This window comes from Ruegeria sp. BHSA162 (genome assembly GCF_059613385.1).
This window is the reverse complement of the sequence record NZ_JBXWSK010000039.1, coordinates 1-18,715: the sequence shown is the minus strand read 5'-3', so window position 1 is coordinate 18,715 and position 18,715 is coordinate 1. Positions and strand designations below refer to the sequence as shown.

Genomic DNA, 18,715 nt, shown 5'->3' with positions numbered 1-18,715 from the left:
GCTTGCCTAATGCGCCTCGGCCCAGTTGGCGCCTTTGCCCGCATCCACCGTCAGTTTCACGTCCAGCTTCACCGCCGTATCGGGCGCGTTCTCCATCACGTCGCGCGCGATCTCGATGGTCTTGTCCACCGTGTCCTCGGCCACTTCGAACAGCAGTTCGTCGTGCACTTGCAGCAGCATCTTGGCCGGCAGCCCGTCGATCGCCTCGGGCATCCGCACCATCGCCCGGCGGATCACGTCCGCCGCTGTGCCCTGGATCGGCGCGTTGATCGCCGCCCGGCGGGCAAACCCCGCATGCGGCCCCTTGGCATTGATTTCTGTCGTGTGGATCTTGCGCCCGAACAGGGTCTGCACATAGCCATGCTCTTTGGCAAACGCGATGGTGTCATCCATGTAGCGCCGGATGCCCGGGAAGCGTTCGAAATATCGGTCGATGAAGCCCTGCGCCTCGGCCCGCGGAATGCGCAGGTTGCGCGCCAGACCAAAGCCCGAAATGCCGTAGATCACGCCGAAATTGATCGCCTTGGCCTTGCGGCGGATCTCGGGCGTCATCTCGTCCAGCGGCACGTCGAACATTTCCGACGCGGTCATGGCGTGAATGTCCAGCCCGTCGGCAAAGGCCTGTTTCAAGGCCGGAATGTCGGCGATATGCGCCAGGATGCGCAGCTCGATCTGTGAATAATCGAGCGACACCAGCACATTGCCCGGCTCGGCGATGAAAGCCTCGCGAATGCGGCGGCCTTCTTCGGTGCGCACCGGGATGTTCTGCAGGTTGGGGTCGGTCGAAGCCAGACGCCCCGTGTTCGCCCCGGTGATGGCATAGGATGTATGCACCCGCCCCGTGTCGGGGTTGATATGGGTCTGCAGCGCGTCGGTATAGGTCGATTTCAGCTTGGACAGTTGCCGCCAGTCCAGAACCCGGCGCGGCAGTTCATGCTCGGTCGCCAGATCTTCCAGCACGTCGGCACCGGTCGAATACTTGCCGGTCTTGCCCTTCTTGCCGCCTTCCAGACCCATCTTGTCGAACAGGATCTCGCCCAGCTGCGCGGGCGAGCCGACGTTGAAGGTTTCTCCGGCCAGCTCGTGGATTTCAGCCTCTAAACCAGCCATTTTCTGGGCAAACGCGTTCGACATACGGCTCAGCACGTCGCGGTCGACCTTGATGCCATGCATCTCCATCTCGGCCAGAACCGGCACAAGGGGGCGCTCGAGCGTTTCATAGACGGTGGTCACCTGAACCCGGTGCAGCTGCGGCTTGAACAGCTTCCACAGACGCAGGGTGATGTCGGCATCCTCGGCGGCATAGGCGGTGGCCTCGTCGATCGGCACCTTGTCGAAGGTAATCGCCGATTTGCCCGACCCCAGCAGCGGTTTGATCGGGATCGGCGTATGGCCCAGATAGCGTTCGGACAGCGTGTCCATTCCATGCCCATGCTCGCCCGCATGCATGGCATAGGACATCAGCATCGTGTCGTCGATCGGGGCCACATCCACGCCATAGCGCGCAAATATCTTGGCGTCATATTTCATGTTCTGCCCGACCTTCAGGATCGACGGGTCCTCAAGCACCGGCTTGAGCATCTCCAGCGCCTCGTCCAGCGGCATCTGCCCCTCGGCCAGCGCGTCCGAGCCGAACAGGTCGTCGCTGGACCCATCGCGGTGGGTCAGCGGGATGTAACAGGCCTCGCCCGGCTCGATGCACAGCGAGATGCCGACCAGATCGGCGATCATTTCGTTCAGGCCCGTGGTCTCGGTGTCCACGGCCAGCCAGCCGCGCTCATTGGCCTGATCGATCCATTTCCGCAGCGCGGCCGCATCGCGCACGCATTCGTATTTGCTGGCATCGAACGGAATGTCCTCGGCCTGCGGCTCATCTGCCGCCTGCGCCGGAGTATCCGCGATCACCGGCGGTTCGACGCCCAGCTTGTCGGCGATCCGCTTGGTCAGAGTGCGGAACTCCATCTCGGCCAGAAACTCCATCAGCTTGTCCGGATCGGGATCGCGCAGTTCCAGATCATCCAGCGTGAAGTCCAGCGGTGTTTCGCAATCCAGCTGCACCAGCCTCTTCGACAACTCGATCTGATCTCGTTTCTCGATCAGGGTTTCGCGGCGCTTGGGTTGCTTGATCTCCTCGGCGCGGTCCAGCAGCGTCTCCAGATCGCCGAACTCGTTGATCAGCAGCGCCGCCGTCTTGATCCCGATCCCCGGCGCGCCCGGTACGTTGTCCACGCTGTCACCGGCCAGCGCCTGCACATCGACGACGCGCTCGGGGTAGACGCCGAATTTCTCGAACACCCCCTCGCGGTCGATGCGCTTGTTCTTCATGGCATCCAGCATCTCGACACCGTCGCCCACCAGCTGCATCAGGTCCTTGTCCGAGCTGACGATGGTCACCCGCCCCCCGGCCTGGCGCGCCTGGCAGGCCAGCGTGGCGATGATGTCGTCGGCCTCGTACCCCTCCAGCTCTTTGAAGGCGATATTGAAGGCCTCGGTCGCCTGCCGGGTCAGCGGGATCTGCGGGCGCAGGTCCTCGGGCATCGCCTCGCGGTTGGCCTTGTAGAGGTCGTACATGTCATTGCGGAAGGTGTGCGAGCCCTTGTCGAAGATCACTGCCAGATGGGTCGGCGCGTCAGGGCCGTGGTCGCCATCCACGTAACGCTGCAGCATGTTGCAAAAGCCCGAAACGGCGCCAATCGGCATCCCGTCCGATTTCCGCGTCAGCGGCGGAAGGGCGTGATAGGCGCGAAAGATGAAGGCCGATCCGTCGATCAGATGCAGATGGCAGCCTTTTCCGAATTTGCTCATGCGCGCTCTCCCTGTCGGTCAGGGACGGTTCTGCCACAGGGGCAGCCGGGTGACCAGTCAGGAACGCGCCCTAGCGGCCAAACAGACCGCTGAAAACATCCGAGAAACTGTTCAGCAGCGCCATGATGACCAGCGCACCGAGGAAAGCGAAAAACGCCATCGCGAAGAACTGGAACAGGATCGCGCCCGTTCCGATGACCAAACCGGCGATGGCCGGGCGGCGTTTTTCGTGCCGCAGGATGCCGATGACCGAGACGACGATCGCCAACCCGCCCAGCATGGCGACGCCGATCTGCAGAAAGTCATCCAGATCGCGGGTGGGCGCGACCGGCGCAGGCTGCTCCATCCCCGCGGCGGCCCGCAGGGTCGATTTACCCAACTCGGCGGCCAGTTCGCCCAGCGTCACGCCGGTGGATTGCTGCGGTGCGAACGGCCCTGCCCAGAACACGAACAAGGCTGCGAACAGGGCCAGTACCGCAAGCATAAACCCGGCCCAACCAAAAACCGGATTGCCGGTATCAGCAGCAGTCATATCGGTCATCATTCGCACCTACGTTGGTCACACCAACGCACTAGGCGAAAATCGCGGCGAGATTTGGGCAGACCGAGGTTGGGCGGGCAATCAGTGTTGCTGTGCGTCCTTCAGAACATACTTGCAATCGCAATAGGGGCACTCGACCCAGCCCTGATCCTCGGGGATCTGCAACCAGACGCGCGGATGGCCCAGCGCGCCCTCGCCGCCATCACAGGCGACACGGCTTGTCTCGACGATCTTGGTTTCCGGAGCTTCGATTGTCACGGCGTGCGATCCTTCACTGGTTGTCGGCCTCGCGGGCATGCATTAGGTGCGTTTATGAGGGATCAGGAAACCGGGGGCAAGAGCCAGCAATGACCGATGCAGCGATCAGCCTTCGCGGCCTGCGCAAAACCTATCGCGGCGGCAAGGGCCAGCCCGAGAAACACGCGCTGAAGGGCATCGATCTGGATATCCCGCGCGGGTCTGTCTTCGGCCTGTTGGGGCCGAACGGCGCCGGCAAATCGACCCTGATCAACATCCTGGCGGGGTTGGTGATCAAGACCGCGGGCCAGGTGACGATCTGGGGGTATGACCAGGATCGCAACCCGCGCCAGGCCCGCGCGGCCATCGGAGTGATGCCGCAGGAGCTGAACCTCGACCCGTTCTTTACTCCCCGCGGCGCGCTCGAGGTGCAGGCCGGGCTGTATGGCGTTCCCAAATCGCAGAGGCGCAGCGACGAGATCCTCGAACTGGTCGGCCTCAGCGACAAGGCCGAGGCCTATGCCCGCACGCTGTCAGGCGGGATGCGGCGGCGCCTGCTGCTGGCCAAGGCACTGGTGCACCACCCCAAAATCCTGGTTCTGGACGAACCCACCGCCGGCGTGGACATCGAACTGCGCCAGATGCTGTGGGCCAATGTGCGCAAGCTGAACCAGCGGGGCATGACCATCATCCTGACCACCCACTACCTGGAAGAGGCGCAGGAGATGTGCGACGAGATCGCCATCATCAACCACGGCGAGAAGGTGGCGCAGGACAGCACCGCCAACCTGCTGGGCCGCATGGACGGACGCACCATGGTCATCACCCCCGAGGCCCCGGTAACCGCCCTGCCCGCCGCCCCCGGCGTTCAGGCCAGCCTGCGCGACGACGGCAGCCTGGCGCTGCACTACCGCAGCCCGGAAACCAGCGCCGAGCAGGTGCTCGAGGCGGTCCGCCAGGCCGGCATCCGCATCCGCGACGTGCGCACCGAAGAGGCCGATCTCGAGGACGTGTTCCTTGCCCTCACCTCCTCGCGCGCCGACGATGCCCCGGCCGACGATCAGGACCAGCCGCGCCGGGGTCTGCACCGGGTCAAGCTGTGACCCGGTCGATCCGCGCCTGATAGCAGTTGTTCCGGGCCGAGCGTACATGGATATAGGCCACCTCGGGGCGGGCAAGTATTGCATCCACCGCCGCGCTGATCCGTCCGGTGGGTGTCACGACGCCGGTACCGTAGACAATCCGGTCATCGCGGCCATAGCCCTTGATCAGATAATCGGGCGATGAGGTCAGAACCTCTGGCAGATCAGTCCCTTCATACCGTTCACAAGGGCTTGCACACAGGAAGATCGGCCCCGTTTCGGCATAAGGATGTGTCTCTGCAAAAGGCCGATGGGCCAGAATCAGCATTTCTGCACCTTCGGGAATGTGCTGCAAGCAATGGCGGCACGGATTTCCGGTTCCGGTTGATACCGCGCGTTCAGGCGCGTGTCCGTAGGCATCGGGCGCGCCTGCCTGAAAGGCGCGTACTTCGTCGGTGGGCAGGGCGGTGATCTTGAACATCTCGAGTCTCCTTTTGTTGCCCTGACAATGCGCCTGCCACACGCGGGCAGACGACCCGTTTCCTGCGCAATGCAGACAGGGACTCGAAAAAGAACAAAACGTGAATATAATGTGGAATCGCCATGTATGCCGAGCTGTCGATCACGTCGAACTTCACCTTCCTCACCGGGGCCTCGCACCCCGAGGAGTACATGGAGCGCGCCGTCACCCTGGGCCTGCCCGCCATCGCCATCGCCGATGACAACTCGGTGGCCGGCATCGTCCGCGCCCATACCCAGGCGCGCGAGATCGCCCGCAAGGTGCGCGAGCGCCGCGCGTGGGAGGAGCAGAACACGCCCATCGGCCCGCCCCGCCCCGATCACATCCCGAAACCGCCCTCGTTCCCGGTGCATGCGGTGCCGCGCCTGATCCCGGCGGCGCGGCTGATCTTTACCGACGCCCCGCCCGTCACCGCCCTGCCCCTCAACCGGCAGGGCTGGGCCAGCCTGTGCCGCCTTCTGTCCACCGGACGGCTGCGCGCGGCCAAGGGCGACTGCATCCTGCACCTGTCCGACCTGCTGGAGTTTTCCGACGGCCTCCACCTGCTGCTCTGGCCACAGGCGGGCCGTCCGACCGGCGGCGCGAGCGGATGGCGGACACAGGCGCAACAGCTGACGCGCCGCTTTGCCGGGCGCATGCATTTGCTGATGCATCCGCGCTATGACGGGGCGGATTCGATGTTTTTCCATTTGTTAGAGACTGAATCGCGCCATCTGGGCCTGCTCACCATCGCCAGCGCCGCGCCGATGATGCATCACGGCTCGCGCCGCCGGCTGGCCGATGTGCTGACCGCGATCCGGCTGCGCCGCAAGGTGGACGATCTGGGCCGTCACGCGCTGGCCAATGGCGAACAGCGCCTGCGCTCGGAACCCGAGATGCTGCGCATCTTCAAGGGGCATGAAGGCGCTGTGGCCCGTGCGTATGCGCTCAGCCAGGACCTCACCTTCTCGTTGGACGAGCTGCGCTATGAATACCCAAGCGAGGTCAGCGGCACCGAAACCCCCGCCCAGCGCCTGCACCGTCTGGCGCATGAGGGGCTGGCCTGGCGCTATCCCGCCGGCGCGCCCGAAAAGGTCAAGGCGATGCTGGCGCATGAGCTGACCCTGATCGGCAAGCTGAAATACGAGCCCTATTTCCTGACCGTCCGCGACATCGTGCACTTCGCCCGCGGTCGCGGGATCCTGTGCCAGGGGCGCGGCTCGGCGGCCAATTCGGTGGTCTGCTACTGCCTGGGCGTCACCTCGGTCAGCCCCGAGATGGGCACCATGGTGTTCGAACGCTTCGTCTCCGAGGCGCGGGACGAGCCGCCCGACATCGACGTGGATTTCGAACATGAACGCCGCGAAGAGGTGATCCAGCACATCTATGAACGCTATGGCCGCCACCGCGCGGGGCTGTGCGCCACGGTGATCCACTATCGCGGCAAGCGCGCCATCCGCGAGGTGGGCCGCGCCATGGGCCTGACCGAGGACACGATTTCCGCCCTGTCCTCGCAGCTGTGGGGGTTCTTCTCGACCGCAGGGCTCGAGGCGGAACGGATGCGCGAAATCGGCCTCGACCCCGAGGACCGCCGCCTGAAACAGACTCTGACACTGGTGCATCAGATCAACGGCTTCCCCCGCCACCTGTCCCAGCATGTGGGCGGGTTCATCATCACCGAGGGCCGTCTGGACGAGCTGGTGCCCATCGAGAACGCCACGATGGAGGACCGCACGGTCATCTGCTGGGACAAGGACGACATCGACAGTCTGGGCATCCTCAAGGTCGATGTCCTGAGCCTTGGCATGCTGACCTGCATCCGCAAGGCCTTCGACCTGATCGCCCAGCACCATCAGACGAGTTACACGCTCGCCACCCTGCCGCCCGAGGACCCGGCGGTCTATGACATGCTGTGCCGCGCGGATTCGGTGGGCGTGTTCCAGGTGGAATCACGTGCTCAGATGAACTTCCTGCCCCGGATGCGGCCGCGCAATTTCTATGATCTGGTGATCGAGGTCGCCATCATTCGCCCCGGCCCCATCCAGGGCGACATGGTGCATCCCTATATCCGGCGTCGGAACGGCGAGGAGGAGGTCAGCTTCCCCTCGGACGCGCTGGGCGAGGTGCTAGGCAAGACGCTGGGCGTGCCGCTGTTTCAGGAACAGGCGATGCAGATCGCCATCGTCGGCGCGGGCTTCACCCCCGAACAGGCCGACCGGCTGCGGCGGTCGCTGGCGACCTTCAAGAAGCACGGCAATGTCAGCGAATTCCGCACCCTGTTCCTGCGCGGGATGCAGCGCAACGGCTATGACGCCGAATTTGCCGAGCGCTGTTTCTCGCAGATCGAGGGGTTCGGCTCCTACGGCTTCCCCGAAAGCCATGCGGCCAGCTTTGCGCTGCTGGTCTATGCCAGCGCCTGGATCAAGTGCCACCATCCGGGGATTTTTGCCTGCGCGCTGCTGAATTCGCAACCAATGGGGTTCTATGCCCCCGCCCAGATCGTGCGCGATGCGCGCGAGCATGGCGTGCAAGTGCGTCCGGTCTGCATCAATGCCAGCTTCTGGGACAACGTGATGGAGCCAGACGGCCATGGCGGGCTGGCCCTGCGGCTGGGCTTTCGCCAGATCAAGGGCCTGAGCGAAGAGGACGCCAGTTGGCTGACCGCCGCGCGCGGCAACGGCTACCACCAGGTTGACGACGTCTGGCGCCGCGCGGGCCTTGGCCCCTCGGTGATCGAGCGTCTGGCCGAGGCCGATGCCTTTGCCGCCTGCGGCCTGACCCGGCGCGAGGCGCTGTGGCAGGCCAAGGCGATCGCCACCGCCAAACCCCTGCCCCTGTTCGCGCAGGATCTGGAAGGCGAGGCGCTGGACGAACCCGCCGCCCATCTGCCGCAGATGTCGCTGGGCGAGCAGGTGGTCGAGGATTACGTCGCCACCCGCCTGAGCCTGCGGGCACACCCGGTGGCCCTGTTGCGGCACCTGCTGACGCCGGGGCAGCGCGACAATTCCGCCCCTGCATCCGGGCCGAAAAACGCGGTATCTGCCCGGAACAGAGCCTGAATCGAAAGCCCCGATCATGACCCGGCCCGTACTGCCCCCGCGTTTTCCAGCCACGCCCGACCAGATCCAGGCGCAGGTCACCGCATTCTACGCCCGCGTCCGGCAGGACGCCCTGCTGGGCCCGATCTTCAACCGCCACGTCACCGACTGGCCCGCGCATGAGGACCGGATCGCCGCCTTCTGGCGCAACGCCATCCTGTACGAGCGCGGCTACAGCGGCAATCCGCAGCGTGTGCATATCGAGCGTCCGGACGTGAAACCCGAAATGTTTGCCCATTGGCTGGACCTGTTCGAAGAGGTCGCCCACGGCACCCTGCCCCCGGAAACGGCCACGCCCTGGGTGGCGCTGGCCCGACGCATCGGCGCGGGGATGCAGGCCGGTGTCGCGGCCGCCCGCCAACCGGCCGGGGCTCCGCCGATCCTGCGCTGAACGGCCGGCCCCGCAGGGATGTTAGCGGTAAAGTTTGGGCTATCCGACTCTGCCGATTGGGTTTAATCAGGCCTCAGACACCTGCCACAGCATCCAATCGCCCGGGACCAGCCAGATGAGCACACAGAACTCGACCCTGCAGGGACTTGGCTTTGCATTTCTCGGGTTTGCCGTCTTTGCCACCCATGACGCGCTGATCAAGACGCTGGGCGGCACCTATTCCGTGCTGCAGATCATCTTTTTCGCCACGCTGTTCTCCTTTGTGCCGATGGCGGTCACGATCCTCGCGGACCGGACCGCTGACAATTTTCGGCCACATCACCCGTGGCTGGTGATGCTGCGCTCGGGGCTGATGGTCACGTCGATGTCCTGTGCGTTCTACGCTTTTTCGGTCCTGCCCCTGGCCGAGGTCTATTCGCTGCTGTTTTCCTTTCCGCTGATCGTCACCGTCCTGTCGATTCCGATTCTGGGCGAGGTCGTGCGCGCCCAACGCTGGGCCGCGGTGGGCGTGGGCCTGATCGGAGTGCTGATCGTCCTGCGCCCCGGCGCGACCGAGATCACTCTGGGCCACCTTGCCGCCCTGACGGCCGCGTTCTGCAGCGCCTTCGCATCCGTGCTGGTGCGCAAGATCGGAAACGAGGAACGCTCGGCAGTGCTGATCCTGTATCCGATGCTGCTGGCGATCGCGGTCATGAGCCTTGCGCAACCGGCGGTCTATCAGCCGCCTTCGCTGATCCATTTGGCGATGATGGCCTTGGTCGGCGTGTTTTCGGTGATCGCCCAGCACCTGATCATCCTGGCCTATCGCGCGGCACCAGCAGGCGTGGTCGCCCCCAGCCAGTACAGCCAGATCATCTGGGCCACGATTTTCGGCGCGGTGTTCTTTGGGGAAAAGCCCGACAAATGGGTGGCCGTGGGGGCCGCGATCATCATCGCATCGGGCATCTTCGTCGTCTGGCGCGAAAGCCGCGCAAATGTATCGCCGAATAAGCCGGTTCTGCGCGTGCGTTCACCGCGCTCTGACACCGGCGCCTCAGCACGGCCGGGGTCATAACGCGGCGGCTACTGATCCTTCAGTCTGATCTTAAGGCCGCCGTTTTCGCCTGGCTCCTCGAACTTTCCGGTGGCTCGCACCAAGTCGCTCAGCCGCTTGGAACCATAGGCTCGTACGTCAAAATCCGTATTGTTCATTCTGAGCTGGCTGCCAACCCAGCCAAGACCTGCCCATCCGTCAGGTTCCTCGGAGTTGAGCACGACTTTCCGGATTAATTTGAACGCATCATCCACATCCTTTTCAGGTTGAACCCGTTTTGCCTTCTCGCCGCTTCCGAGCTCACCCTTTTTGATGTTTTCGATGTAAATAAATCGGTTGCATGCTTGAACAAAAGCCTTAGGAGCTTTTTTCTCACCAATACCGAACACTTTTAATCCCTGTTCACGAACACGGATAGCGAGACGGGTAAAGTCACTATCGGAAGAAACTAGTACGAACCCGTTGAAACGACCTGAATGAAGGATGTCCATCGCATCAATTACAAGTGCGATATCCCCAGCGTTCTTGCGCGTCGTATTTGGAAGTTGGAGTTGCGGAATAATGGCATGCTTCGCAAGTATCTCGACGCTCCAACCCTGTGGCATTTCGCCTGAGAAGTTTCCGTAGATTCGGCGCATGTTCGCCTCGCCCAAAATGGCAACTTCTTCGAAAATCTCAGCAACATACTTTGCCGGTACGTTATCGGCGTCAATCAGAACAGCCAAACGTTCCGTTGCTTCAGTGGTCAATTTGATCTCTCTATTCAGATATTCATCAATGTCCTTATGATATGCGACAAAAAGGGCGGGATAAACCCCGCCCTTGCAATTTCCGATTGTCAGTAAACCACCACCGACCGGATGCTTTCGCCCTTGTGCATCAGGTCGAAGCCGGTGTTGATATCGTCCAGACCCATGGTGTGAGTGATCATCGGATCGATCTCGATCTTTCCTTCCATGTACCAGTCGACGATCTTGGGCACGTCCGTGCGCCCTCGCGCGCCGCCGAAGGCGGTGCCGCGCCACGACCGTCCGGTGACCAGCTGGAACGGACGGGTCGAGATCTCGGCCCCCGCGGGCGCCACGCCGATGATGATCGATTCGCCCCAGCCCTTGTGCGCCGATTCCAGCGCCGCGCGCATCACCTGCACGTTGCCGGTGGCGTCAAAGGTGTAATCCGCTCCGCCCTTTGTCAGGTTCACCAGATAGGGGACAAGATCGCCCTCGACCTCGGAGGGGTTCACGAAATCGGTCATGCCGAACTTTTTGGCCATCTCGACCTTGGCGGGGTTCAGGTCGACGCCGACGATCTGATCAGCCCCGGCCAGACGCAGACCCTGGATCACGTTCAGTCCGATGCCGCCCAGGCCGAACACGATGGCGCGGCTGCCGATTTCCACCTTGGCGGTGTTGATCACCGCGCCGATGCCGGTGGTCACGCCACAGCCGATATAGCAGATCTTGTCGAACGGCGCGTCCTCGCGCACCTTGGCCAGTGCAATCTCGGGCAGAACCGTGTGGTTCGAGAAAGTCGAGCATCCCATGTAATGCAGGATCGGATCCCCATCCAGCGTCGAGAAACGCGAGGTGCCGTCGGGCATCAAACCCTTGCCCTGCGTCTCGCGGATGGCCTGGCACAGGTTGGTCTTGGGGTGCAGGCAGTATTCGCACTCGCGACATTCGGGGGTGTAGAGCGGGATCACGTGATCGCCCGGCTTCAGGCTGGTCACGCCGGGGCCGACCTCGACCACGACGCCCGCGCCCTCGTGGCCCAGAATGGCCGGAAACAGGCCTTCGGGGTCGGCGCCCGACAGGGTGAATTCGTCGGTATGGCAGATGCCGGTGGCCTTGATCTCGACCAGAACCTCGCCCGCCTTGGGGCCTTCGAGGTTCACGTCCATCACTTCCAAGGGCTTGCCCGCCTGAACGGCGACGGCGGCACGGGTTCGCATGTTGCTTGTCTCCCTGTCTTGTTTGACCCGACCCTGCGTCAAATACAGGGTGTTTTCAACTGCGCTTTCATGGCAGTCTCTGTAAGCTTTTGATATTTCAGAAACGACATTGCCGAAAAGAGGAGCGCCAATGTACCGGTTCATCCCGATCCTGATCGTCCTGGCCGCCTGCGCCGAAACCGACCTGCCCGAACCGGGCTCTGCCGAGGTGGATGCCGCCCCGGTGGATCTGGCCTTCTGCAAGGGCGAACCCTTTGCCCAGTCCGTGGGGCAACCGGTCTCGACCATTCAGGCCAGCCTGCCGGAACGGAGCCGCGTTCTGGGCCCCGATGACATAGCTACGCAGGATTACCGCATCGACCGGCTGAACGTCTATGTGAACGGAGCCGGGGTCATTCAGCGGCTGACCTGCGGATAAGGGCGGACTCGACTCGAGGTATGATTCTCGGATAAGAACAAAATGAGAACATTTTGATGTCTGCCCGATGCCCAAACGCCGAATACTCTCGCTGTGGTTTCCCCGTCTGGGGGCCGAACGGCTGATCCGTGCCGCGCGGGGCCTGCATACAGGCCCGCTGGCGGTGGTGGCCGAACAGTCGAACATGCAGGTCATCACCTCGCTGAATGCCGAGGCACAAGCAGCCGGTCTGCGCGTGGGCCAGCCGGTGCGCGATGCCCATGCCATGTGCGCGGCCCTTGTCACCCGCCCTCGCAACGCCCCGGCCGAGGCCGCCTTTCTGACCGCGCTGCGCCGCTGGGCGGGCAAGTTCAGCCCCTGGGTCGCCGAAGAGGCACCCGACGGCCTGATCGTCGATTTGTCGGGCTGCGCCCACCTGTTCGGCGGGGAAGAGGCGTTGCTGGACGTGATCGAGACCGACTGCGCCGACATGGGGCTGAGCGTGCAGATGGGCATCGCCGACACGCTGGGCGCGGCCTGGGCGCTGGCGCGCTATGCCGGGCAAGAGGCCACGTCCGACCGCAATGGCGACGCCATTTCCCAAGAGGCCCGCGCCACCCGCGCCCGGGCTGGCAAGCGGCGGCACTGGACCAAGGGCGGCGCCGCGCCGCAGGTGGTGACCGTGGGCGGCGGAGCCAGGATCGCGCCGCCGGGGCAGGCCTATGGCGCGCTTGCCCCCCTGCCCATCGCCGCGCTGCGGCTGGACGACCAGACCGTGGCGCAGCTGAACCGGCTGGGCCTGCGGCGGATCGGCGACCTGCTGGGCCAGCCGCGTGCCAGTTTGGCCCGCCGGTTCGGGCGCGGGCTGGTTCTGCGGCTGGATCAGGCGATGGGCAGCGCGCCCGAGCCGGTCTCGCCCGCGCGGCCCCCGCATCACTTTGCGGTGCGGATGACCCTGCCCAACCCGATCGGCTTGGCCGAGGACGTGATGGCCGCCATCGACCGGATGCTGCCGACCCTGTGCGCGCGGCTGGAAGAAAAGGCGCGCGGGGCGCGGACCCTGCGGCTCGAGGCGCACCGCACCGATCAGGCGGCCGAGATCATCGAGATCGGGCTGGCCCGGCCGAGCCATGACAAACACCACATTCGCCCTTTGTTAGAGATGAAAATCGATCAGATCGATGCGGGCTATGGCATCGACATGCTGCGCCTTGCGGCGGTGCAGACCGAGCCGGTGCATGCCCGCACCCTGACCGGCCATGCCGAGGCCAGCCGCGCCGTGCGCAACCGGCTGGAAGGAAACACGGCGCTGGACGATCTGATCGGAAAGCTGGGCGCGCGGGTGGGGCTCGAGGCGATCACGCGGCAGCACCCGGCGGCCTCGCACATCCCCGAGAAAACCGCACAGACGCTGGCGGCGGCCTGGTCGGAACCGGCGCGCGACTGGCCCGCCCCGCCGCGCCCGCGCCCCCTGCTGATGTGGCGGCCCGAGCCGGTGATGGCCCCCGACCGTCCCGATGTGCCCGCCAATTTCCGCTGGCGCGGGCGCGACTGGCACCTGGCGCAGGCCACCGGCCCGGAGCGGATCGCCCCGGAATGGTGGCTGGACGACCCCAACTGGCGCAGCGGCGTGCGCGATTACTGGGTGGTGGTGACTGAACAGGGCGAGCGGCTGTGGCTGTTCTACGGCCATGGCGGCACCATGTCGGCGGGCTGGTTCTGCCAAGGGCGCCTTGGTTAGAGTCTATTTTCCACGATAGACCAGAATATCCGGAAGGTAATCGATCAGCCGGATGACCCACGAGAACGGCGCCGGAAAGTCGGTCCGGAAGCGCCGGCGCGCCATTGCGCGCAGCACGCGCTGCGCGGCGTCTTCGGGCTCCATCAGCATCGGCATCTTGAAGCTGTTCTTGTCGGTCAGCCGGGTCTTGATGAACCCCGGATTGACGATGCGCACCGTCACCCCGGTTCCGGCCAGGTCATGCCGCATCGTTTCGGCCAGCGAGATCAGCGCCGCCTTGCTGGACCCGTACCCGATCGCCGCAGGCAGTCCGTGATAGCCCGCCAGCGACCCGATCAGGGTAATGTCGCCACGCCCCGCCTTCACCATGGCCGGCACGGTTTCCCCCAGAACCCGCAGCGCGCCTGAGTAGTTCACGTCGCTGATGGCCAGCGCGGCTTCGGTCTGCCAGTCCTGCGCGCGCATCGGCTCATAGGCCCCGGCGTTGTAGACCAGACCGTCAACTTGGCCGATCTCGGCCACGGCGCGGCGCACCTGCGCCAGATCGGTCACGTCCAGCGGTACCGCACGGGCATTGGGCAGCGCGGCGCAGATCTGCTCCAGCCGCTCGGCACTACGCGCGGACAGCACAAGGTGCGCGCCCTGACCGCCCAAGGCCTCGGCCAGCGCCCGGCCCAGCCCTTCGCTGGCGCCGATGATCCAATAGATTTTTCCGTCAAAACTACTCATACCGCGCGGTTCACATGTGCCGAAGCGTGAACAGCCGCGGTCTTGGGTTGGGTTGTCTCGATCATAACACCTTTCATTACGCGGAAGGGCATACCTCGGATCACCAGCAAACGCGATTGATGCAATCCTGACGCACAGCCCGCCGATCAGCGGGAAACATGTAAAAACATGGCCCGGATTTGATCCGCTCCGGCCTACCCTGCGTATCTTATTGTAAAATGTCGCATAAAGAGGATGGCATGTTCGACGAAACCCGGGGCGTACGGAAAAAAATCGCAATTGTAGGCGCAGGCATCTCAGGATTATCAGCGGCTTATTACCTGTCGGAAAGTCACGACGTCACCCTGTATGAGGCCGAACCCCGTCTGGGCGGACATGCGCGCACGGTGATGGCCGGGCGCAACGGCGACCAACCTGTCGATACCGGGTTCATCGTTTTCAACTACGCCACCTATCCCTACCTGACCAAGCTGTTTGGCGAGTTGGACGTGCCGGTCATCAAAAGCGAGATGAGCTTTGGCGCCACCATCGACAATGGTCGCATCGAATATGGCCTGAACAATCTGCGCACCATCACCGCGCAGAAGCGCAACCTCGTGCGGCCCTCCTACTACAAGATGATCGCCGACATCCTGCGCTTTGGCAAAGAAGCGCCCGAGGCCGCCCGGGATGATGACACCACGATTGGTGAGCTGGTTGACCAGATGCGGCTGGGCCACTGGTTCCGCAACAATTACCTGATGCCGATGTGCGGCGCGATCTGGTCAACTCCGGTGGAGTTCGTCGATCAGTTTCCGGCGCGGTCGCTGGTGCAGTTCTTCCGCAACCACGCCTTGCTGTCCAGCAAACGCGGCGCCCAGCACCAGTGGTGGACGGTAAAGGGTGGCAGCATCGAATATGTCCGCCGGATCGAATCCGCGTTGCGCGGCCGGGGTTGCGACATCCGCCTGGGCGCGCCGGTCTCTAACGTCGAACGCGATGCCTTGGGCGTGACCGTTCAGGCGCAGGGCCGCTCGGATCAGTATGACGAGATCATCCTGGCCACCCATTCCGACCAGTCGTTGGCCATTCTGGGCCAGAACGCCACCGCCGACGAGGCCGCGGCGCTGGGCGCGATCCGCTATCAGCCCAACCGCGCGGTCTTGCACTGCGACCCCAGCCAGATGCCGCGCCGCCGCGCCTGCTGGTCCAGCTGGACCTACCGCTCGCAGGCGGGCAACGTGGGCGTGACCTATTGGATGAACCGGTTGCAGAACATCCCTGAAAGCGACCCGTTGTTCGTCACCCTGAACCCGTCTTCCGACATCGCGCCAGACAAAATCTATGACGAGGTGGAATTCGCCCATCCGGTGTTCGACAAGGCCGCGCTGAAAGCGCAGGGCCAGATCCGCGAGATGCAGGGCCGCAACCGGACCTGGTTCGCCGGCGCCTACAACCGGCACGGGTTCCACGAAGACGGAATCGCCAGCGCGATGCACGTGGTCGGGCTGTTGACCGGCGATCCGCAAACCAACGGAGCTGAAAATGCGATATCTGATCCAAGCGTCGCTGTCCCGGTTACGGCCAGCCCGTAACGCAGCGATCCTGAGCCTGGTTCTGCTGGCCCCTGCCGGGCTTGCGGCCACCCCCGTCACCAACCTGCTGCCCGATGCCGAGCTGCGTGGCACTGCCACCTTCCGGTTCCTCGGTCTGCCGATCTACGACGCGCAGCTGTTCACCAAAGGCGGCGGCCCGCTCAGCTGGTCGCAGGATTTCGGGCTGAAGCTGACCTATCGGAAATCGCTGAAGCAGAAGGCGCTGATCGACTCCACGCTGGACGAGATGGCCCGGCAGGGCAACAGCGCCCCGATCGAGGCGCAGCTGAAAACCTGCTATCAGGCGGTCGGTGCCGGTGACAGCTATGTAGCTGTCACCAAAGGCCCCGACGCGATCGAGTTCTGGCGCAACGGGCGCAAGACCTGCACCCTGTCCCATCCGGGGATCAAGCGCAGTTTCATGTCGATCTTCCTGGGCAACAACACCCGGTCCGCCGCCTTTACGCGACAGCTGCGGGGTCAGTGATGCTGTATCTGCGTGTCAGCCTCTATGCGCTGATGCTTGCTGCGGCGGGTATCCCGCTCTACATCCACCTGCCGCGTTTCGCAGCGGTGAACCTCGGGATCGGCCTGGGCGTGATCGGCACGTTTCTGCTGCTGATCCGGCTGGTGGATCTGGTGCAAGACCCGCTGATCGGCTGGGCCATTGACCGCTGGCCCGGCGCACAGATGGGTTTTGCCGTCTTGGCCGCAGGGGGTCTGGCGGTCGGTTTTCCACTGTTGTTCTCACTGCCGCAGGGGGCGAGCGTCGGAGCCCTCGTGGCGATCCTGATCCTGCTGTTTTCCGCCTACAGCCTAGGCACCATCCTGCTTTATGGTCGCAGCGCGACGCTGGCCAAACAGGCAACGCCGCGCGAGTTGATGACCCTCGCCGCCTTTCGTGAAGGCGGGCAACTGGCCGGCGTGGTCCTGGCCGCCAGTGCTCCGGCGCTGTTCGTGGCCCTGGGCGCGGGCGCGCAGGGCTACCCGGCCTTCGGGCTGTTTCTGGGCGGGCTGGCAGTGGCCACGATGGTGCTGACATTGCCGATCTGGCGGCGCGCGCCCATCACCGGGCAGGGGCTTTCGTTCGACGGGCTGGGTCAGGCCGGGGCCCTGCGTCTGCTGGCACTGGCGCTGGTCAACAGCCTGCCGGTTGCGATCACCTCGACCCTGTTCCTGTTCTTCGTCGAGGACCGGCTACAATTGCCGGGCAAGGCCGGGCCACTGCTGATCCTGTTCTTCCTCAGCGCCGGGGCCACAGTGCCGCTCTGGGCGCGGCTCAGCAACCGGATTGGCCCGAAACAGACACTGATCATTGCGATGCCGCTGGCCATTCTGGGCTTTGTCGGCGCGGCCATGCTGGCGCCCGGCAACCTGGTCGGGTTCGCGGTGATCTGCCTGGCGTCGGGGGCGGCGCTGGGGGCGGACATGGTGGTGCTGCCGGCCATGTTCTCGGTGGTGCTGACACGCGCGGGGCTGAATGCCTCGGCCGCCTTTGGCATCTGGTCTTTCGCCGGCAAACTGGGGCTGGCTCTGGCCGCATTCTTCACCCTTCCGCTGCTGGAACGCAGCGGCTTTGTGCCCGGTCAGGCGAATTCGGCGCAGGCGTTGGAAACGCTCAACCTCGCCTATGCCGTGCTGCCCTGCATCCTGAAACTCGGCGCGTTCGGAATGGTCCTGACGCTGCCTACAGAGGTACCCGCAAAATGACATTCCTCCTGATTGCCTCACTGGCCGTATTGGCCCTGATCACGGTCAAAGCCCGCCTTCTCAGCTTTCGCTCGCAATCGCCGTCGGACTATGCCGGAACCGGCCCCGATTTCTCGTTGAAGGACAATCTGAACGGGGAAATCCTGTCCGAAGGGCTGATCTATGGCCCGACTGGCAAGATGTCGAACAGCTTCGTGGCGCGGATGATCGGGGAATGGAACGGCAGTTCTGGCACTCTGACCGAGTATTTCACCTATTCGAACGGTAAGCAGATGAACCGAAAATGGTACCTGACCATGGGCGCAGGCAACAGCTTTACCGCAACCGCCGACGACATCGTCGGCGAAGGCCGCGGCGTGATCTCGGGCGCGACGGTCAGGCTGACCTATCGCATCGTTCTGCCCGAAGATGCCGGGGGCCATACCCTGGACGTCACCGACTGGATGTACCTGACCGAGAGCGGCGCGATCATGAACCGCTCGGAGATGCGCAAGTTCGGCCTGAAGGTGGCCGAGCTGGTCGCCACGATGCGCCCCGCCCCGTCAGAAAAGACGGCGCATGTGCCCGGCGCAAACGGTCATGCCTGCACCGCCGACCCGAGGACCCTGCAATGACCCGTCTCATGAAACGACTGGCCTTCGCTTGCCTGCTGCTGACGGCGGCTTGCGCCTTCAAACCAAAAGTTCCGACCACTTTTCTGTCGGACCGCCAGCTGAACCTCGAAGAGTTCTTTTCGGGCCACACCGTGGCCTATGGGCAGTTCCAGGACGTACTAGGCAACATCCCCCGTCGGTTCACGGTCGACATCAACGGGACATGGGACGGCCAGACGCTGACCTTGGTCGAAGATTTCGTCTATGACGACGGCGCCACTGAACAGCGCATCTGGACCCTGACCAAAACCGGCGAGGATACTTGGACCGGCAC

General features: G+C 64.0%; 18 protein-coding genes. 11 read left to right on the top strand and 7 right to left on the bottom strand.

The genetic code is table 11. The features are described from left to right. Window positions 1–6: 6 nt before the first annotated feature. From polA to AC2FM5_RS12165, 3 genes are all read right to left on the bottom strand, one after another. The gene (polA, locus tag AC2FM5_RS12175; protein WP_496735818.1) at window positions 7–2,805 is read right to left on the bottom strand and encodes a DNA polymerase I; all 2,799 of its coding nucleotides are present in this window, start codon (window positions 2,803–2,805) and stop codon (window positions 7–9) included. A gap of 70 nt (window positions 2,806–2,875) precedes the next feature. After that, entirely contained in the window at window positions 2,876–3,346 is a 471-nt protein-coding gene (locus AC2FM5_RS12170) for a hypothetical protein (RefSeq protein ID WP_496735816.1), read from the bottom strand. Between the two features lie 81 nt (window positions 3,347–3,427). After that, the gene (locus AC2FM5_RS12165) at window positions 3,428–3,604 is read right to left on the bottom strand and encodes a zinc-finger domain-containing protein (RefSeq protein WP_005980050.1); all 177 of its coding nucleotides are present in this window, start codon (window positions 3,602–3,604) and stop codon (window positions 3,428–3,430) included. Between the two features lie 89 nt (window positions 3,605–3,693). On the opposite strand from AC2FM5_RS12165, the gene AC2FM5_RS12160 reads away from it, so the two are divergent. Continuing rightward, a complete protein-coding gene (locus AC2FM5_RS12160) occupies window positions 3,694–4,686 on the top strand; it encodes an ABC transporter ATP-binding protein (RefSeq protein ID WP_496735814.1) in 993 nt (330 codons plus the stop codon). On the opposite strand, the gene AC2FM5_RS12155 is transcribed toward AC2FM5_RS12160, so the two are convergent. Then, complete coding sequence (locus AC2FM5_RS12155; protein WP_170340942.1) at window positions 4,676–5,146, bottom strand: DUF1203 domain-containing protein; 471 nt, start codon at window positions 5,144–5,146, stop codon at window positions 4,676–4,678. The genes AC2FM5_RS12160 and AC2FM5_RS12155 overlap by 11 nt on opposite strands. Window positions 5,147–5,268: 122 nt before the next feature. On the opposite strand from AC2FM5_RS12155, the gene AC2FM5_RS12150 reads away from it, so the two are divergent. From AC2FM5_RS12150 to AC2FM5_RS12140, 3 genes are all read left to right on the top strand, one after another. After that, window positions 5,269–8,223, top strand: a complete 2,955-nt coding sequence (locus AC2FM5_RS12150) for an error-prone DNA polymerase (RefSeq protein ID WP_496735812.1) — start codon at window positions 5,269–5,271, stop codon at window positions 8,221–8,223. Between the two features lie 16 nt (window positions 8,224–8,239). Beyond that, complete coding sequence (locus AC2FM5_RS12145) at window positions 8,240–8,653, top strand: group III truncated hemoglobin (protein ID WP_170525603.1); 414 nt, start codon at window positions 8,240–8,242, stop codon at window positions 8,651–8,653. A gap of 115 nt (window positions 8,654–8,768) precedes the next feature. Continuing rightward, the gene (locus tag AC2FM5_RS12140) at window positions 8,769–9,707 is read left to right on the top strand and encodes a DMT family transporter (protein WP_170433682.1); all 939 of its coding nucleotides are present in this window, start codon (window positions 8,769–8,771) and stop codon (window positions 9,705–9,707) included. A gap of 8 nt (window positions 9,708–9,715) precedes the next feature. On the opposite strand, the gene AC2FM5_RS12135 is transcribed toward AC2FM5_RS12140, so the two are convergent. Further along, on the bottom strand, window positions 9,716–10,435 hold the full coding sequence (locus tag AC2FM5_RS12135; protein ID WP_496735810.1) for an NYN domain-containing protein: 720 nt from the start codon (window positions 10,433–10,435) through the stop codon (window positions 9,716–9,718). A gap of 89 nt (window positions 10,436–10,524) precedes the next feature. Continuing rightward, window positions 10,525–11,637 carry an S-(hydroxymethyl)glutathione dehydrogenase/class III alcohol dehydrogenase gene (locus tag AC2FM5_RS12130; RefSeq protein WP_170364051.1) on the bottom strand — a complete coding sequence of 371 codons (1,113 nt, stop codon included), beginning with the start codon at window positions 11,635–11,637 and terminating at the stop codon, window positions 10,525–10,527. 130 nt (window positions 11,638–11,767) lie between these two features. Between AC2FM5_RS12130 and AC2FM5_RS12125 the strand changes: the two genes are divergently transcribed. Together AC2FM5_RS12125 and AC2FM5_RS12120 are read left to right on the top strand one after the other, a co-directional pair. Then, the gene (locus AC2FM5_RS12125; protein ID WP_170341819.1) at window positions 11,768–12,055 is read left to right on the top strand and encodes an I78 family peptidase inhibitor; all 288 of its coding nucleotides are present in this window, start codon (window positions 11,768–11,770) and stop codon (window positions 12,053–12,055) included. A gap of 67 nt (window positions 12,056–12,122) precedes the next feature. After that, entirely contained in the window at window positions 12,123–13,775 is a 1,653-nt protein-coding gene (locus AC2FM5_RS12120; RefSeq protein ID WP_496735807.1) for a Y-family DNA polymerase, read from the top strand. A gap of 3 nt (window positions 13,776–13,778) precedes the next feature. Here AC2FM5_RS12120 and AC2FM5_RS12115 read toward each other — a convergent pair whose 3' ends face one another. Further along, window positions 13,779–14,504 (bottom strand): SDR family NAD(P)-dependent oxidoreductase, encoded by a 726-nt coding sequence (locus AC2FM5_RS12115; protein WP_170360389.1) that lies wholly within the window; start codon window positions 14,502–14,504, stop codon window positions 13,779–13,781. A 239-nt stretch (window positions 14,505–14,743) separates the two neighbouring features. Between AC2FM5_RS12115 and AC2FM5_RS12110 the strand changes: the two genes are divergently transcribed. The 5 genes from AC2FM5_RS12110 to AC2FM5_RS12090 all read left to right on the top strand — a co-directional run. Beyond that, a complete protein-coding gene (locus tag AC2FM5_RS12110) occupies window positions 14,744–16,078 on the top strand; it encodes an NAD(P)/FAD-dependent oxidoreductase (RefSeq protein ID WP_170440029.1) in 1,335 nt (444 codons plus the stop codon). Next, the gene (locus AC2FM5_RS12105; RefSeq protein ID WP_496735804.1) at window positions 16,029–16,565 is read left to right on the top strand and encodes a hypothetical protein; all 537 of its coding nucleotides are present in this window, start codon (window positions 16,029–16,031) and stop codon (window positions 16,563–16,565) included. The genes AC2FM5_RS12110 and AC2FM5_RS12105 overlap by 50 nt, the downstream gene beginning before the upstream one ends. Then, window positions 16,565–17,788, top strand: a complete 1,224-nt coding sequence (locus AC2FM5_RS12100; RefSeq protein WP_496735802.1) for an MFS transporter — start codon at window positions 16,565–16,567, stop codon at window positions 17,786–17,788. Before AC2FM5_RS12105 ends, AC2FM5_RS12100 begins: the two co-directional genes overlap by 1 nt. Beyond that, on the top strand, window positions 17,785–18,402 hold the full coding sequence (locus AC2FM5_RS12095; RefSeq protein ID WP_496735800.1) for a DUF3833 domain-containing protein: 618 nt from the start codon (window positions 17,785–17,787) through the stop codon (window positions 18,400–18,402). The genes AC2FM5_RS12100 and AC2FM5_RS12095 overlap by 4 nt, the downstream gene beginning before the upstream one ends. Further along, window positions 18,399–18,715: DUF3833 family protein (locus tag AC2FM5_RS12090; protein WP_496735798.1), on the top strand; the 317-nt coding region annotated here is incomplete at its 3' end. The genes AC2FM5_RS12095 and AC2FM5_RS12090, both read left to right, overlap by 4 nt.